This window comes from Cupriavidus campinensis (genome assembly GCF_905397395.1).
Classification (GTDB): domain Bacteria; phylum Pseudomonadota; class Gammaproteobacteria; order Burkholderiales; family Burkholderiaceae; genus Cupriavidus; species Cupriavidus campinensis.
Window position 1 is genome coordinate 1 of the sequence record NZ_CAJPVH010000001.1, and the last position, 16,043, is coordinate 16,043.

17 protein-coding genes are annotated in these 16,043 nt (G+C 66.3%); 7 read left to right on the plus strand and 10 right to left on the minus strand.

The window, feature by feature from the left end:
• The 6 genes from KHO18_RS28325 to KHO18_RS00025 form a co-directional block, all read right to left on the minus strand.
• Positions 1-156 (minus strand): NAD-dependent epimerase/dehydratase family protein (locus tag KHO18_RS28325; protein WP_244844442.1); only part of this gene is annotated, 156 nt, incomplete at its 3' end.
• A complete protein-coding gene (locus KHO18_RS00005) occupies positions 153-1,097 on the minus strand; it encodes a formyltransferase (RefSeq protein WP_144202358.1) in 945 nt (314 codons plus the stop codon). The genes KHO18_RS00005 and KHO18_RS28325, both read right to left, overlap by 4 nt.
• A complete protein-coding gene (locus tag KHO18_RS00010; RefSeq protein ID WP_144202356.1) occupies positions 1,085-2,089 on the minus strand; it encodes a glycosyltransferase in 1,005 nt (334 codons plus the stop codon). The genes KHO18_RS00005 and KHO18_RS00010 overlap by 13 nt, the downstream gene beginning before the upstream one ends.
• On the minus strand, positions 2,068-3,243 hold the full coding sequence (locus tag KHO18_RS00015) for a DegT/DnrJ/EryC1/StrS family aminotransferase (RefSeq protein ID WP_211942550.1): 1,176 nt from the start codon (positions 3,241-3,243) through the stop codon (positions 2,068-2,070). Before KHO18_RS00015 ends, KHO18_RS00010 begins: the two co-directional genes overlap by 22 nt.
• Positions 3,244-3,280: 37 nt before the next feature.
• A complete protein-coding gene (locus tag KHO18_RS00020) occupies positions 3,281-3,652 on the minus strand; it encodes a DMT family transporter (protein ID WP_144202352.1) in 372 nt (123 codons plus the stop codon).
• Positions 3,649-5,385, minus strand: a complete 1,737-nt coding sequence (locus tag KHO18_RS00025; RefSeq protein WP_211942551.1) for a glycosyltransferase family 39 protein — start codon at positions 5,383-5,385, stop codon at positions 3,649-3,651. Before KHO18_RS00025 ends, KHO18_RS00020 begins: the two co-directional genes overlap by 4 nt.
• Before the next feature lie 343 nt (positions 5,386-5,728).
• On the opposite strand from KHO18_RS00025, the gene KHO18_RS00030 reads away from it, so the two are divergent.
• Positions 5,729-6,628, plus strand: coding sequence for a hypothetical protein (locus tag KHO18_RS00030; RefSeq protein WP_144202347.1), 900 nt, complete (start codon positions 5,729-5,731; stop codon positions 6,626-6,628).
• A gap of 95 nt (positions 6,629-6,723) precedes the next feature.
• Here KHO18_RS00030 and KHO18_RS00035 read toward each other — a convergent pair whose 3' ends face one another.
• The 3 genes from KHO18_RS00035 to KHO18_RS00045 form a co-directional block, all read right to left on the minus strand.
• A complete protein-coding gene (locus tag KHO18_RS00035) occupies positions 6,724-7,002 on the minus strand; it encodes an amino acid ABC transporter permease (protein ID WP_144202345.1) in 279 nt (92 codons plus the stop codon).
• Between the two features lie 176 nt (positions 7,003-7,178).
• Positions 7,179-8,090, minus strand: a complete 912-nt coding sequence (locus KHO18_RS00040) for an amino acid ABC transporter substrate-binding protein (protein ID WP_144202343.1) — start codon at positions 8,088-8,090, stop codon at positions 7,179-7,181.
• A gap of 106 nt (positions 8,091-8,196) precedes the next feature.
• Positions 8,197-8,529 carry a hypothetical protein gene (locus KHO18_RS00045; protein WP_144202341.1) on the minus strand — a complete coding sequence of 111 codons (333 nt, stop codon included), beginning with the start codon at positions 8,527-8,529 and terminating at the stop codon, positions 8,197-8,199.
• A gap of 729 nt (positions 8,530-9,258) precedes the next feature.
• On the opposite strand from KHO18_RS00045, the gene KHO18_RS00050 reads away from it, so the two are divergent.
• Positions 9,259-10,353: an acyltransferase family protein gene (locus KHO18_RS00050; RefSeq protein WP_211942552.1), complete on the plus strand. Its 1,095-nt coding sequence runs from the start codon at positions 9,259-9,261 to the stop codon at positions 10,351-10,353.
• 10 nt (positions 10,354-10,363) lie between these two features.
• Here the strand turns inward: KHO18_RS00050 and KHO18_RS00055 are convergent, their stop codons facing one another.
• The gene (locus KHO18_RS00055; RefSeq protein ID WP_144202335.1) at positions 10,364-10,654 is read right to left on the minus strand and encodes a hypothetical protein; all 291 of its coding nucleotides are present in this window, start codon (positions 10,652-10,654) and stop codon (positions 10,364-10,366) included.
• Between the two features lie 284 nt (positions 10,655-10,938).
• Between KHO18_RS00055 and KHO18_RS00060 the strand changes: the two genes are divergently transcribed.
• The 5 genes from KHO18_RS00060 (at position 10,939) to KHO18_RS00080 (ending at position 16,037) form a co-directional block, all read left to right on the plus strand.
• Positions 10,939-12,177: a GTP cyclohydrolase II gene (locus tag KHO18_RS00060; protein WP_144202333.1), complete on the plus strand. Its 1,239-nt coding sequence runs from the start codon at positions 10,939-10,941 to the stop codon at positions 12,175-12,177.
• The gene (locus tag KHO18_RS00065; RefSeq protein ID WP_211942553.1) at positions 12,174-13,478 is read left to right on the plus strand and encodes a URC4/urg3 family protein; all 1,305 of its coding nucleotides are present in this window, start codon (positions 12,174-12,176) and stop codon (positions 13,476-13,478) included. Before KHO18_RS00060 ends, KHO18_RS00065 begins: the two co-directional genes overlap by 4 nt.
• 102 nt (positions 13,479-13,580) lie before the next feature.
• Positions 13,581-14,279, plus strand: a complete 699-nt coding sequence (gene upp, locus KHO18_RS00070) for a uracil phosphoribosyltransferase (protein ID WP_211942554.1) — start codon at positions 13,581-13,583, stop codon at positions 14,277-14,279.
• Positions 14,279-14,950, plus strand: coding sequence for a TetR/AcrR family transcriptional regulator (locus tag KHO18_RS00075; RefSeq protein WP_092300696.1), 672 nt, complete (start codon positions 14,279-14,281; stop codon positions 14,948-14,950). The genes upp and KHO18_RS00075 overlap by 1 nt, the downstream gene beginning before the upstream one ends.
• A 73-nt stretch (positions 14,951-15,023) precedes the next feature.
• Entirely contained in the window at positions 15,024-16,037 is a 1,014-nt protein-coding gene (locus KHO18_RS00080; protein ID WP_144202327.1) for a BMP family protein, read from the plus strand.
• Positions 16,038-16,043 lie beyond the last annotated feature (6 nt).

Genomic DNA, 16,043 nt, shown 5'->3' on the forward strand with positions numbered 1-16,043 from the left:
CTCGAAGAAGTGCATGCGCGGATGGCTCACCAGGTCGCCGAGGCGGTCGGAGGCCATGTCCATGCCGTAGACCTCCCAGTCGGTGGTCTCCAGGATGCGGCGCGTGAGGTGGTGGCCGATGAAGCCGTTGACACCAAGAATCAGGACCTTTTTCATCGGTTTTCCTCTCTGGACTGTGCAGTTGCGATGATGGATTGAAGGGCGGAAACGGTAACCGGCGCGGCGTGGTCGGCGGAGGCGCCTTCCAGCAGCGTACGGATATGCAGCAGGCCACCGTCGCCGCAGACGGCGACGATGCGGTCATCGGCCACGTGCAGCCCGGGAGGCAGCGCGGCGGTCGATGGCAGGGCGGGCAGGCGGCGCGCGGCGGCCACGATCAGGCGATGGCCGGCCAGCTCGGTGAACGCGCCCGGGTAGGGCGGCGCCACCGCGCGAATCAGGTTGTAGACGGCAGATGCCGGCTGGCGCCAGTCGATACGGCCGTCCTCGGGCCTGCGGCCCGAGAAGTAGCTGCCATCGGCGAGCCGGTTGGGGCGCTTGGGCGTATGGCCGCTCATCATGGCCGGCAGGGCGCGCCAGAGCGTCTGCTCGGCGGCGACGGTGACCTTCTCGAAGACCTCGCCGGCGGTGTCGTCGGGCAGGATCGGCACGGCAGTCTGGTCGACGATATAGCCGGCGTCGGGCTTGGCTTCCATCGCGTGCAGCGTGGCCCCGGTCTCGGTCTCGCCGTGCAGCACGGCCCAGTTCACCGGCACGCGGCCGCGATACTTGGGCAGCAGGGAGCCATGCATGTTGAACGCGCCGTGCGGCGCGATGGCCAGCACCTCGGCCGGAATCATCGCCCGGTAGTAGAACGAGAAGATGACATCGGGCCGGGCGGCGCGCACGGCCTCGGCCAGGGCCGGGTCGGTCGGGTCTTCGCCATGCAGGAAGGGGATGCCCAGTTCCACGGCGGTATCGGCCACGCGGCGGAACCAGATGTTCTCGTCGGGCCGGTCACGATGGGTGATCACCAGCGCCACGTCTACGCCCCGCGCGTGCAGCACGCGCAGGCAGCGGTCGCCGACGTTGTGGTACGCAAAGACTACCGCGCGCACGATTCCTCCACGGCGTTGTGGTCTTCCGGGGTCTTGAGCGGGTCACGCTCGAGCACGGCCTGGATGCGGTAGCGCGGGCGGTCGCGCACTTCCTGGTAGATCCGGCCCACGTATTCGCCAAGCAGGCCAATGCCGAACAGCATGATGCCGACGAGGAAGAAGTTCAGGGCGAACAGGGTGAACACACCCTGCACTTCCGAGCCGAGCAGGAAGCGCCGAATCAGCAGCACGACGAACAGGCCCGCCGACGAGATCGACAGCAGCGTGCCGATGGCCGAGAACCACTGCAGCGGCACGATCGAGAAGCCGGTGACGAGGTCGAAGTTGAGGCGGATCAGCTGGTAAAGCGAATACTTGGACTCCCCGGCGAAGCGCTGCTCGTGGCCCACCTCGATCTCGACCGGATTGGACGAGAACGTGTACGCCAGCGCCGGGATGAAGGTGTTGACCTCGCGGCAGGCGTTGATCGTGTCGATGATGTTGCGGTCGTAGGCGCGCAGCATGCAGCCCTGGTCCGTCATCTTGATCTTGGTGATGCGCTCGCGCAGCTGGTTCATCGCGCGCGACGCGTAGCGTCGGAACGCCGTGTCGTTGCGCTGGCGGCGGATGGTGCCCACGTAGTCGTGGCCCTGGCGCATGGCGGCCACCAGGCGCGGGATTTCCTCGGGCGGGTTCTGCAGGTCCGCGTCAAGCGTGATGACGATGCGCCCGCGCGTGTGCTCGAACCCGGCCAGGATGGCCATGTGCTGACCAAAGTTGCCGTTGAACAGCACCACGCGTGTGACGTCCGGGCGCTTGTGGAACTGCGCCGCCAGGATCTGCGGGGAGCGGTCATGGCTGCCGTCGTTGATGAAGATCAGCTCGTACGACTCGCCCATGGCGTCCATCGCCGGATAAAGGCGATCGAACAGCGCCTGCAGGCCGTCCTCCTCGTTGTAGACGGGGACGACGACCGAGACCTCGACGGGGCTTAGAGAGAAAGGCGTTTGCATGTTTCGCTGAGAGTTGCGCATACCCGCTCCACGTCGGTGGCATGCATGGCAGGAAACAGCGGCAGCGTGACGATGCCGCGTCCGATGCGCTCGGCGTGGGGCAGCATGCCTTCGCGCCAGCCGAGTGAGCGGTAGTAAGTAAACAGGTGGATGGGCGGATAGTGGACACCCGTGCCGATGCCTTGCTCGCGCAGCGCCTCCATCACGTGGCTGCGTGCTTGCGCCGGGCCGCCGCGCAGGCGTTCCGTGGGCAGTACCACCTGGAACATGTGCCAGTTGGTGGTGGCGCCGACGGGGTCCAGCGGCAGCGGCAGCTCGATGCCAAGCTCGGCCAGCCCCGTGTCTGCGGCGCAGCGGAAGTAGGTCTCGGCCAGCGCGGCGCGCTTGGCGGTGATGGCGGCGAGCTTCGGCAGCTGCGCCAGCCCGATGGCAGCGTTGACGTCGGTCAGGTTGAACTTGCCGCCCGGCTCCTCCACGTCCATGCCGTCCATGCCCGTGCGGATCACGCCTTGCAGGCGCAGGCGCTCGGCGCGCAGGGCTTCCTCGGGCGAGTTCAGCACCAGGCAGCCGCCTTCGACGGTGGTGATGTTCTTGTTCGCCTGGAAGCTGAAGCTGGCCAGGTCGCCAAAGGCGCCGATGCGCTGGCCGCGCCAGCGGGAATCGATGGCCTGGGCGGCATCCTCGATCACGCGCAACTGGTGCTTGCCGGCGATGGCGTAGAGCCGGTCCATGTCCACGGGCAGGCCGGACAGGTAGACCGGCATGATGGCCCGCGTGCGCGGCGTGATGGCGGCCTCCACGGCGTCCAGGTCGAGGTTGCGGGTGCGCGGGTCGATATCGACGAACACCGGGCGGGCGCCCACGGCGAGCACCACGTTGGCCGTGGCCACCCAGGTGATCGGCGTGGTGATGACTTCGTCGCCCGGGCCGATATTGGCCACGCGCAGGGCGATCTCCATCGTGGCAGAGCCGTTGGCGAACGTCCGCACCGGCCGGCCGCCGAACACGTCGGACAGCGCCGCTTCAAACGCCTGCATCTTCGGGCCGGAAGTGATCCATCCGGAGGCAAGCACCTTGCCGACCTCGGCAATGGTCTCGGGGTCGATCTCGGGCCGCACGAACGGCAGGAAGGGCTGGGCTGCGGTAACGGTCATGGTTCTTAGTGGGGCACGGGGGCTCAGGCGCGCCCGTTCAGGATCGTGCAATCAGGAAAACTCCGGCCAGTATCAGCAGGATGCCGGCCACGCGCAAGGGACCGATCATCTCGCCAAACAGCCACCAGGCCGCCAGCGCGTTGACCACGTAGCCCAGCGAGAGCATGGGGTAGGCGATGGACACGTCCACGCGCGACAGCCCGACGATCCACACCGCCACGCTGACCACGTACAGCGTCAGGCCGCCGATCACCGGCCATTGCGTCAGCACGCGGAAGGCCGTGGTAAGCAGCGTGGCGCGGTCCAGCGTGATGGCCCCCACGGCATTGGTGCCGGCCTTGAGCAGCAACTGGGCGGCGGCGTTGAGCAGCACGCCGGTCAGGATGAAAGCAAAAGTCGAAAGCGTCATGACGCGGGCTTGGGTTCCGGAGTGCCTGCCGGGGCCGGGGCTCCGGACGGCGAAAAGTTGCTGACCACGACGCGCCGGCTATCGCGCGCCACCACATGCATCGGGACCTGCCGGGCCGACAGTTCGGCGTAGAGGCCCGGGTCCATGATGCCCAGCGCGGGCTGGCCGTCGCGCCAGCGCGCGATGAACTGGTCCAGCGTGGGAATCCACTGGTCCGGGGCCTGCTGCACGCCAAATTCAAGCTCATCGGGCTCCTCCACCATCGTCAGCGTATGGCCCAGGTAGAACGGCAGGGTATGGTCCAGCACCCGCACGCCATACAGGGGCATATCGTCTTTCAGCACGGCACGGATGGCGGGTACCAGGTCTACGCCGGATGCCCGCCGGCCCATGACTTCATGCCCCATCAGGCCGATCGTGCAGGTCAGGAACATCGCCAGCGCCCCCGCCGTGATGCTGGGAAACAGGCCACGTGACTGCAACAGCTTGCGCGCCAGTATCGTGCCGCCCAAGAGTACGGCAAACGCAACGCCCGTGTACACGGCAAACGTGCGGAAGACCTCGTTCGGGTTGGAGGGGCGATCCAGCGTGGCTACATATGGCGTGGCCAGCAGCCCCGCCACGGCCAGCACCATCAGCGCGTTGATCTGGCGCTGCCAGGAGCGCTCGGTGATGTCGTCCAGCGCCACGCCGGCCAGCATCGCCAGCGCAGGGAAGATCGGCACGATGTAACCGGGCAGCTTGGAGCCGGAAAGGCTGAAGAACACGAAGATGGCCACGGCCCAGACCAGCGCCATCAGCGCCGGCTGGAACGGCTTGCCGCCGGCCCCGCGCTCGGCCCCGGCGCGCTCGCGCACGGCGGTCCACATGCGCGGCGTCAGCCCCAGCCAAGGCAGGAACCCCAGCAGCAGCAGCGGCACGAAGTACAACGGCGTGCCCTTGCGCGCATGCACGGTGGACGTATAGCGCTCCCAGTGCTCGTGAATGAAGAAGAAATGCGGGAATTCCGGATTACGCGATGAAATCAGCCAGAACCAGGGCACCGTGACGACCAGCATGGCGACGATGCCGGACACCAGATGCAGGCGCCGCCACAGGCCCAGATCGCGCGTGATCAAGGTGTACACCACAAGGGCGAGGCCCGGCAGCGCGATGCCGACCAAACCCTTGGTCAGGATGGCGACGCCCATGGCGACCCAGCAGGCCAGCATCCAGCCGCGACGGGCGGCGGGCGTGGCCTCCGGATGCTGGGCAAGCATCATGCAGGCCAGCACGCATGCGAGCGCGCCGGACAGTGTCATGTCGAGGGAATTGAAATGGCCGGCGATGCTCCACATCGGCGCCGCCAGCAGGGCCAGCCCGGCCAGCAGGCCGGCGCGCGCGCCGAACCAGCGCGTGGCGGCGAGCACCGTGACGCCCAGGCCGAGGAAGCCGGAGAGCGCCACGCACAGCCGCGCCTGCCAGTCGCCCACGCCGAAGGCCTCATAGGCCAGCGTGGTGACCCACAGGTGGAACGGGGGCTTCTCGAAGTACTTCAGCGCGTTGTAGCGGATGGTCACCCAGTCGCCGCTGGCGAACATCTCGCGGGAGATCTCCGCGTAGCGGCCTTCATCCGGCTTCAGCAGGTGACGGGCGTCGAGCGTGCCGAACCAGACCAGCAAGATTGCGATGACGACCAGGACAATCATGCCGACGGGTAGCCCGGCATAGCGCGAGGGCGTGGAACTACGCATAACTCTCCTGAAATGGCCGGCGAACCGGAAGCGATGTGGGCCCCTGGTTGTGCAGCAGACACCACACAACGCCGCAAGGCTGAATTCGGTGGACACGCATTTCGCGCAGCGGTGAGAACCTCGGGGCCGAGGCCGGGTTCCCCTCTAATGCCCGGCCATGGCCGATTTGCTGCCTCGCCAGGTCACAAATTGGCGCGCAATGTTAGCATGCCGCGCCGGCGTCACCACCGGCCGGGATTCCCCGTGTGGCGGATTCGCGCAATACTGGCGGCAGCGCTGTGAAGCAATTTGTTCCAGCCGACCGGTTTGTCGAAAATAGCTGTCGAATACTCAGGAAACTACGATGAAAACGGCCCTGATGTCCTGTCTCTGTTTTAGCCTGCTTGCAGTGGCGAATGGAGCACATTCACAGGCGTCGGAGCCGGCTGCCCAAGCCGCCCAGTCCACCGATGCCGTGCCCGTCGCCGGCATCTCCCCCGTGCCCATGCCCGCCGGCGCAGCGCTGTGCGACGCCCCCTGGTTCCGCTCTGGCTCCCGCGTGCAGATGGAAGGCGACGGCGAGATGCCGATGTCGATCACCATGACCCTGCGCGACGTCATGCGCACGGCGCGGGGCTGCAGCGCCCAGCTTGAAGTGCGCTCCAAGTCGGCGCTGTCGGCGCTGATGGGCCCCCCGGTGGTGATGGACCAGGTGCACGAGATCAATATCGACCGCAGCAGCGCCACCATGCGCACGCGCATCGACAGCCGCAACGCGGTGATCAACGCCCGGGCGCGTTATGCGCGGATGTTCGGCGAGGCGTCCTTCACGGGCAGCGGCGTCTTCAACTATGCCGGCGTGGAGATCAAGGAGGGGGCGATGCTGGAGGGCGAGACCTTTCAGTCGAGCGTCTCGCTGAAGATCTACCCGCTCGGCGCCGACGAGGTGGTGGGCACGATGCAGGCGCTGCATGCCTCGATCATCGTCGGCTCGCGCACGGTGGGGCGCCGCCAGATGATCAATACCGTGATGGGGCGCAAGGAGTGCATGCCCATCACGTATGAGAAGCGCACCTCGCTGGGGCCGCTGATGGTGGGCGACGAGATCCTGCAACTGGAGCCGAGCGTGCTGCACGTCACCGACTGGTACTGCCCGATGGAGGCCTTCGTGCTGCGCACCGAAGTCCGCCAGAACAACAAGGTCCAGCGCGTGGACGTGACCTCGCTGGAGATGCTCGACCCCGAGGCCACAGCGGGGCGCTGAGGCCAGCGTCCGCCCAATAAAAAACCCCCCAATACCTTGGGGGGTCTGCTTCCGCACGGGAAGATCCGTGGCCAGCTTGGCCTGCAAGCGGCCAGTCAGTTGCCCTGCGTGGGCTTCTTGGTGGTCTTCTTGGCCTTGTCCTTCTTCGGCTGGCCCGACTGGTCCACCAGATCCGCGCGCGTGCTCTTGTTCGCGCCCTGGCTGTACGGGTCGAACTTGTCGCCGGACTTCGCACCCTGGCTGTAGGTGTCGAATTTCTCGCCAGCCTTCGCGCCTTGCGAGTACGGGTCGAACTGCTTCTTGTCCTGTGCGATGGCCGCCACGGAGGCGGTAGCCAGGCCCAGCGCAACTGCGGTGGCGATGATCTTGTTCATGGGATCTCCTGAATGGTGCCGCCTTCCGGCGGTTCGCGTTGTGCGGGCTTACCGGCCAGTAAACGGCATGTCAGCCACGCTCGGGGCAGTGTGTCCAAGCCCGGCGAAGCCGTCAACTCAGGGGTTTTCCGGGGGCGGCAGCAGTGTGCCGCCCCGTGCTGGATCGCAGAAAGTGCTTATTCGGTCACGGCGTCAGAGGGGTGCTTCCAGGCCAGGGTGACCTCGGTCGAAGGCGCCAGCGCGAGGTTGGTGCCACGCGCGCCAATCGGCTGCTGGAACCAGCGCTTTTGCAGCGCGGCGGCGTCCGGCGAGGCGAACGTGGCGGCCAGCGCCTGATCGACCAGCCGCTTCCACTCCGGGTCAGCCTTGGACATCATCAGCGCGTTCTGCTCCACGGACAGCGCCGGGCCGACGATCACGAACTGCGACGGGTCCTTCGACTTGGCGCGCAGCCCGGCCAGCAGCACATCGTCCATGACGAAAGCCTGGGCGCGGCCCGTCTCCAGCAGCAGGAACGATTCGCCGTGATCCTTGGCGTAGACGTCCCGATAGCCATAATCGGCCTTCAGGCGCCGCACGTGGCGGTCGCCGGTGGAGCCGGCGCTGGTCACCACGGTCTTGCCGCGCAGGTCCTCGAACGACTTGATGCCCGAATCGGCCCGCACCAGCATCCGCACGGTGGATACATAGTGCGAGACGCTGAACGCCACCTGTTTCTGGCGCTCCAGCGTATTGGTATTGGGCGCGCAGTCGAGGTCCACCAGCCCGTTGACGACGGCCGGAATGCGGTTCTGCGGCGTCAGCGGCAGCCAGCGCACCTTGATGTCCTTCAATCCCGCCTTCACCCGCGCGGCCTCGGCAGCACGCAGGCACAGATCCACCGCATACCCGGCCGGCTGCCCCTTGTCATCGGCAAACGAGAACGGCAGCGCCGACTCCCGGTAGCCGAGCGTAATCGTGCCCGTCTCACGAATCTTGTTGAGGACCGGACTATCGGCATGGGCGACGGCAGGCGCCACCACCCCGGCGAGCAGGGCAGCGGCGGCGATCAGGCGTTGCAGGGACGAAAACGAGGCAAACGGCGACATGTGGGATTGGGGCGCTGACGAAAGCGGCAAGGGTATACCCGAGCCTGCGACGCAGGAAGGATATTCTCGTCATAAGCAAATGCCCGGTTTTGGGGAACGGGCTGCCCTAGGTCAGCTGGGAGCCGTCGTAGGCCATCAGCGCCCAGACCACGGCAAAGGGGAGCGCGCACAGGATGCGGGTCCGCATTCGGGCGCGCCTGGCAAGCAGGGACCAGAGGGCGAGGGTGCTGGTGGTCCATGTGGCGACGCACGCGATCAGGTAGTTTTGCTGTGATTTATACGCCCACATCGAAGCCGCCGGGCCTTCTGCGCCAAATGGGTACTCATGCGGCACGGTCCATGCGCTCCATATTTCGAAGGGCTCGATAAAGGCGATGAACCCGAGAATAGTCCCCAGCACGCATTTAATAGCGAACTTCCAGTTCCATGTTTTTGGCATAATACATAAACTCTTTTGCGAACGAATCCATCGAACTGGTCAGATCAATGCAGCCCGCTGACCCTGGAAACCACCCGCCATGAATGGTGAAGCCGCTGCGTCCGTGTAACACCGTTCCCGGCAACGGACGCAGGCCTACGCGTCTTCGCCCCCAGGCTATCGTGCAGCCTGGCCACCGTCCCTTGTCCCAGTTGATGTATTTCAAAACGCAAGCCGCGCGGTTAAAGATGTTGGTTTCCTCCCATTTCTGGAAGTCGCTTTGGAGGGCCAGATATCGTCCTTCGGGAATGGGTCCGCTATACCCGTCCGCCTGGTACTCCTTGGTATTGAATCCGGATTTCCCCGATGTGGCGGACCACCGCCTGCCATTCCCGTTTTCGATCCAATGCAGCACTCTCCCGTCGAATAACAGTCTGGCCCGCCTCATATCGATGCGTCGGGCAGTTCCTTCGAGATCCAGAAGCTTCGAGGTCCCGCCGCAGAAAATGATTGTTTCTGATTTCGTTTTCCATGCGCGGGTCTGTAGCACCGGGGTTGAACCAGCAGACTTTCTACCCTCGCCCTGCCTGAGCGGTCTATCAGACCCGCCCAAAACTCGTGCATGGTTTGACTTCCATCATGGCCGGCGCGCCGGAACGCCTAACCTTGTTACACCCGTAACCTTTGACCCCCATCCCTCCCTGCACCAACAAGGTACAATCCCGCACCTTTGTATCGTACTCATAACAAATGGGCACCCGTCCTTCTCGTTTGGCGTGCATAGACGCGCTGAAGGCGGTCAGCTCACAGCTGATCGTGTTGCACCATCTGGCCTTCTACGGGCCGATGTCCGATGCCGCGCAGTCCCTCGCCCCGGGGCTGATCAGCTGGCTGGCCGACTATGCGCGCATTGCCGTGCAGGTCTTTCTTGTCGTCAGCGGCTTCCTGGCCGCGCGCAGCCTGGCGCCGGGCGGCTTCCTGACCGCCGCGAATCCGCTGGGGACGATCTGGCGTCGTTACCAGAAGCTGGTGGTGCCGTTTGCCGCCGCCATCCTCGTGGCGATTGCCGGGGCTGCGCTCGCGCGCGCCTGGATGACACATGACTCCATTCCGGCTGCCCCGCATCTGACGCAGTTCGTCGCGCATCTGCTGCTGCTGCACAACATTCTCGATGTGGACGCGTTGTCCGCCGGCGTCTGGTATATCGCCATCGACCTGCAACTGTTCGCGCTGCTGGTGATCGTGCTGTGGGTGGCACGCGCCGCGCCGGGCCGGCGCCTGCCGTGGGGCATGGCGCTGGTGGGTGCACTGGCCGTGGCGTCGCTGTTCTGGTTCAACCGCGATGCCAGCTGGGATATCTGGGCGATCTATTTCTTCGGTGCCTATGGCATGGGCACGCTGGCGTACTGGGTGTCGAACCCGGAGCGCTCGCCGATGGCGCTGATCCTGCTGGCCTCGGTAGGCGTGGCGGCGCTGGTGGTGGACTTCCGGCTGCGCATCGCGGTGGCGCTGGCCACGGCGCTGCTACTGGCCATCTCCCGGCGCGGGGACTGGCTGGAGCGCTGGCCCGGCGGTCGTCTGGCGGGTTTCTGGGCCTATTTCGGCAAGATTTCCTATTCAGTCTTCCTGGTCCATTTTCCGGTCTGTCTGGTGGTCAACGCGGCGGTTTCTCACCTTGCGCCGGGCCAGCCCGTGCTCAATGCACTGGGCATGGGCGCCGCCTGGGTCGCCAGCAACCTGGCCGGGGCGGTGTTCCATCGCTATGTGGAATCGGTCGATGTCCTTCAGGTGCTGCGCGAGGCGATCTGGCCGACGCGCGAGAAGTCGGTCACTTCCGAAGCCTGACTCCGGTCCTTCAGCTGTAAGTCGGCACCAGCGTCTTGCGGGCGGTCGGGTCCTCGATCACCCGGTTCCAGTCCGCGGGCGCACCGTGCGACATCCCGCCCACGGGCACCATGCCCGTTGCCTTGCCCGAGGGCAGCACACACCGGACGCGCGGCCCGGGTGCGCGCTGGGCCTCGCCGGCCTGCGCCGGCACCGTCACGCAGGACGCAGGCAGCGGGCTAGCCGATGCCGCGTGCGCCGCCACGGGCGTCAATACGCTGATGGATGCGGCGACTGCCGCTAAGGCGGATAGTAATTTCACGATGTTCTCCATGCTGTGGCTGGCCCCATCTGGGGCGCGACTCAGCCAGTATGGAAAATGCGCATCGACCTCGACATAGCCGAAATACGAAATTAGCCCATCGCCCTGATGGTGCCCGCCGCCTCGCCTTGGCGCGGGCAACGCACTGCCACGGTGCGTTCGGCGCAACACCTACCGTAACAACCCCACTTGGGCGATGGCACGAACGTTGCCTAGTATGGAGATACAAACCTGACCATTTGGTCAGGATTCCTGATACCGGGGCATCCGGGGAAGAGGCTGTCATGTCCGATCACATCGTCCTGACCTCGCACGCGCGCCGCGACAAGCCGGCCGAGCCGATCCACTGGGGCGCCCCCACGGCGGCCGAGCGTGGACCGGTCATCGCCAGCCTCACGGACCCCACGCGCCGCAATGTGATCGGCACCCACGCCGGGGCCTATGCGATCTATCGCGCGCTGGCGGTGGCCTCGGGCAGCCTGCAGCGCGCGCATCGTCCGGATTTGACCGACACGGCGCCGGCCGAGTCCATCGGGCCCCATGCCCAGTGGGGCGATCCGGACAAGATCGTGTCGCTCGACCCCTGGGGCCACCTCGTCTCCACCGTCTTCGCAGACCGGATCGCCGCCGGCGTGGACATCCGCCCGACCATTGCCGTCACGCGCGCCCATATCAATATGCCGGAGCTGACGGCGGCCATTGCCGCCGGCCGTCTGGTGCCCGATGGCGAGATCCTCTATCCCAATGGCGATGTGCGCGTGACCAAGGCTGCCGTGGACCCGGTCTGGTACCTGCCGGGGCTGGCGCGGCGCTTCGATATCAAGGAAAGCATCCTGCGGCGCAGCCTGTTCGAGCAGACCGGCGGCATGTTCCCGGAACTCGTGACGCGGCCTGATCTCAAGGTCTTCCTGCCTCCCATCGGTGGCATGACGCTCTATTTCTTCGGCGATGTGGCCAAGTTGGGCCAGCCGGAGACCCGCGTGGCCTGCCGCGTGCACGACGAATGCAATGGATCGGATGTCTTCGGGTCCGATATCTGCACGTGCAGGCCCTATCTGGCGCACGGCATCGAGGTTTGTATCGAGATGGCGCAGCAGGGCGGCGTGGGCCTGGTGGTCTATAACCGAAAGGAGGGCCGCGCGTTGGGCGAGGTGACCAAGTTCCTGGTCTACAACGCGCGCAAGCGCCAGGTGGGCGGCGACCGTGCCGAGACCTACTTCGCGCGGACCGAATGCGTGGCGGGGGTGCAGGACATGCGGTTCCAGGAACTGATGCCCGACGTCTTCCACTGGCTGGGCATCCGGCGGATCGACCGCTGGGCGTCCATGAGCAATATGAAACATGGCGCGCTGACCGCGCAGGGCATCGAGGTGGTGGAGCAGGTGGCCATCCCCGAGGCGCTGATCCCGGCCGACGCGCGCGTGGAAATCGATGCAAAGGTGGCGGCGGGGTACTTCACGCGGTACACGCCGCCTGACGCCGACGAACTCGCCCTGGCAAAGGGCAGGGGGTTGAACGAATGAACCAGTATCCCGAAGGCGGGCAGGACGCACGGATCGATGACGATGGCAGCGGCTGGCACACCCCGGTGCCGCCCGGCCATCCCGCCTCGGCCCTGTTGTGCGCGGAGGCCGTGCGCAGCCGATGCGCCGTCGTGACGGAGTACGTGGCGTCGGGCGAGTCGGCGCTCTTTACGTGGCATCCAGACCGGGTGCACGCCGTGGCGGACTACGTGGCGGCCACCATCCGGCGCCGCTACCGCGACCTCAAGGTGCCGTACCACAGCCGCTGGCGCCATTTCGAGAGCGGCGGCCCGGGCGAGGAGAAGCTCGACCGCTGGCAGATTCTGTGCGAGCGGGCGGGCATGTCTGGCGCCGACCATTGCGAGGAACGCGCGCGCATCGGTATCGATCTAGTGATTCCGAGCGTGCTGCTCGATGCCGGTGCCGGCCCCGACTGGCGCTACCGCGACCCGGCCAGCGACCTGATGCTGACCCGCTCCGAAGGGCTCGGCGTGGCCAGCTTCGATCTCTTCGCGCGGGGCGGTTTCTCCGCAGAGCATGGCGATCCGCTGCGCGCCGATGGCGAACGGCTGGCGCGCATGGATGCCTCGACCATCGCCACCGCCTTCCAGGTGGCCGCGCACAACCCGCTGGTGGGCCTGGAAGGCCGCGCCGGCCTGTTGCGCCGGCTGGGCGAGGTGGTGCAGGCCACCCCGGCCGTCTTCGGCACGCCGGCCCGGCTCGGCAATCTGTACGACTACCTGGCCAAACATGCCGTCGATGGCCGCATCGAGGCCAGCTTCGTGCTGCGCACGCTGCTGGTGGCGCTCGGGCCGGTCTGGCCGGGCCGCGTGCAGCTCGATGGCATCTCGCTGGGCGATTGCTGGCGCCACGAAGCCGCGCCGGACGGGCTGGTGCCGTTCCACAAGCTCACCCAGTGGCTGACCTATTCGCTGCTGGAGCCGCTCGAGGACGCCGGCCTCACCGTCACCGGGCTCGACGCCCTGACCGGCCTGCCCGAGTACCGCAACGGCGGCCTGCTGTTCGACTTCGAGCTGATGGTGCCGCGCAACCCCGATTTCGCGGCGGGCACGCACACGGTGGATGAGCCGGTGATTGTGGAATGGCGCGCGCTGACCGTGACCGGGCTCGACCTCGTGGCCGAAGGGGTGCGGCAGGCGCTCGGCGTCACCCAGGATGATTTCCCGCTGGCGCGGGTTCTGGAGGGCGGCACCTGGGCCGCGGGCCGGCGCATTGCCGCGCAGCGCAGGCCGGGCGGCACGCCCCCGTTCGCAATCCAGAGCGACGGTACGGTGTTCTGACGAGGACCGGTTTTCACCAACATTTTTGCAGGCAGCCGGGCGCGGCGGGCCAGTGGCCCGTCGTGCCTGATAACACCAGCGAGTCGACCCAAGGAGCGCACCATGAATGACCTGTCCGCCGTGCCCACGGCCGCGCAAGCCATTGCCGATACCGATGCGGAGTCTTCGCCGTCAGCCATGGTGATGGTGGTCAATCACCCGCTGGTGCAGCACAAGGTCACGCTGGCGCGCAGCGAGGACACCACCACCGACAACTTCCGCCGCCTGGTGCGCGAGATCAGCCAGCTGCTGACCTACGAGGCCACGCGTGACCTGGCGATGGAGACCATCGCCATCAAGACGCCGATCGCGCCGATGGTGTCGCCGGTGCTGTCGGGCAAGAAGCTCTGCCTGGTGTCGATCCTGCGCGCCGGCAACGGCTTCCTGGACGGCATGCTCGACCTCCTGCCCGCCGCGCGCGTTGGCCATATCGGGCTCTACCGTGACCCGGAAACGCTGGAGCCCATCGAGTATTACTTCAAGATGCCGGAAGACATCCATGAACGCATGGTGATCGTGGTGGACCCGATGCTGGCCACCGGCAACTCGGCCATCGCGGCGCTGAACCGGCTCAAGGAGGCCGGCGTGACGACCATGAAGTACGTCTGCCTGATTGCCTCCCGCCCGGGGCTCCAGGCGCTGCGCGCGGCGCACCCGGACGTGGCCATCGTCACGGCGGCCATCGACGAGCAGCTGAACGAGCACGGCTACATCGTGCCGGGCCTCGGCGATGCCGGCGACCGGCTCTACGGCACAAAATAATGGACGCGCTGGTCGCGCCCGCCGCCCGCGAAGCGGCCGGCCGCATTCGGCAGGAGAACGAGGCGCTGATCCTGCGCGCGGCGGAGTATGTGTTCGCCCGCGCGGGCTTCGCCGGGGCGACGATGGCCGACATCGCCCTGCGCGCCGGCGTGCCGAAGTCGAACCTGCACTACTACTTCCGCACCAAGCAGGCGCTGTATCGCGCGGTGCTGGCCCACACGCTGCAACTGTGGCTGTCCGAGACGGACATCATCAGCGTGGACTATCCGCCCGAGGTGGCGTTGGAGCATTACATCCGCGCCAAGATGCGGCTTTCCGCCAGCCACCCGGACGCCTCGCGCGTGTTTGCCAACGAATTGCTCCATGGCGCGCCCGAGATCGGTGGTGTGCTGCGTGAAGCACTCCGTGAGCTGGTGGCGCGCAAGTCGGGGGTGATCCGCGCCTGGATCGCCGGCGGGCAGATGGCGGCGGTAGATCCGCAGCACCTGTTTTTCACGATCTGGGCCGCCACGCAGACCTATGCCGACTTCGAAACCCAGATCTGCGCCGTACTGGGGGTGAAGCGGCTGGACGCCCAGGACTTCCAGCAGGCCACCGAGCATCTGGTGGCCTTGCTGCTGCGCGGCTGCGGGCTCGAGCCAGCGTCCGCCCGCGCGCATGGCATGGCCTGATGCCGGGCAGAAAGAACAAGAATTCCAACGCAGTACTCGATCACGCGCAACGACGCGAAAGGGGAGTGAAGTCATGCCTATTGAAAGCTATCGCCGCACCTGGCTGAAAGTGGCGGCGGGGGCCGCGCTGGCGGGTATCGTGGCCCTCGGCGTCACGCCGCTGGCCTACGCCCAGGCAAAAGTGAAGGTGGCCGCGGTGTACACGGTGCCGGTGGAGCAGCAGTGGGTCTCGCGCATCCACAAGGCGCTGAACGAAGCCAAGGCGCGCGGCGAGATCGACTATGTGTTCTCGGAAAGCGTGTCGAATGCCGACTACGAGCGCGTGCTGCGCCAGTACGCGGAGCAGGGCTCGGGGCTGATCGTGGGCGAGTCGTTCGCCGTGGAGGCCGCCGCGCGCAAGGTGGCCAAGGACTACCCGAAGGTCGGCTTCCTGATGGGCTCCTCGGGCAAGCCGCAGGCGCCGAATTTCTCGGTGTTCGACAACTACATCCAGGAACCGTCCTACCTCACCGGCATGATCGCGGGCGGCATGACCAAGACCAACCACATCGGCATGGTCGGCGGTTATGCCATTCCCGAGGTGAACCGGCTGATGCACGCGTTCATGGAAGGCGCGCGCGAGGTGAACCCGAAGGTGAAGTTCACGGTGAGCTTCATCGGCTCCTGGTTTGATCCGCCCAAGGCCAAGGAAGCGGCCTTCGCCATGATCGACAAGGGGGCGGACGTGCTCTACGCCGAGCGCTTTGGGGTTTCCGACGCCGCCAAGGAGCGCGGCAAGCTGGCCATCGGCAACGTGATCAACACCCAGCCGCAGTACCCGGCCACGGTGGTGGCCTCGGCGCTGTGGAACATGGAGCCGACGATTGGCGCCGCGCTGGCCAAGGTCAAGGCTGGCCAGTTCAAGAACGAGGACTACGGCCAGTATTCCTTGATGAAGGTCAAGGGCGCCGAACTGGCACCGCTGGGCACCTTCGAGGGCAAGGTGCCGGCTGACGTGATGGCCAAGGTCCGCGCCAAGGAGCGCGCCATCCTCGATGGCAAGTTCACGGTCAAGGTGGTGGAAACGGAGCCGAAGTCCACGCCGTAACGCCCG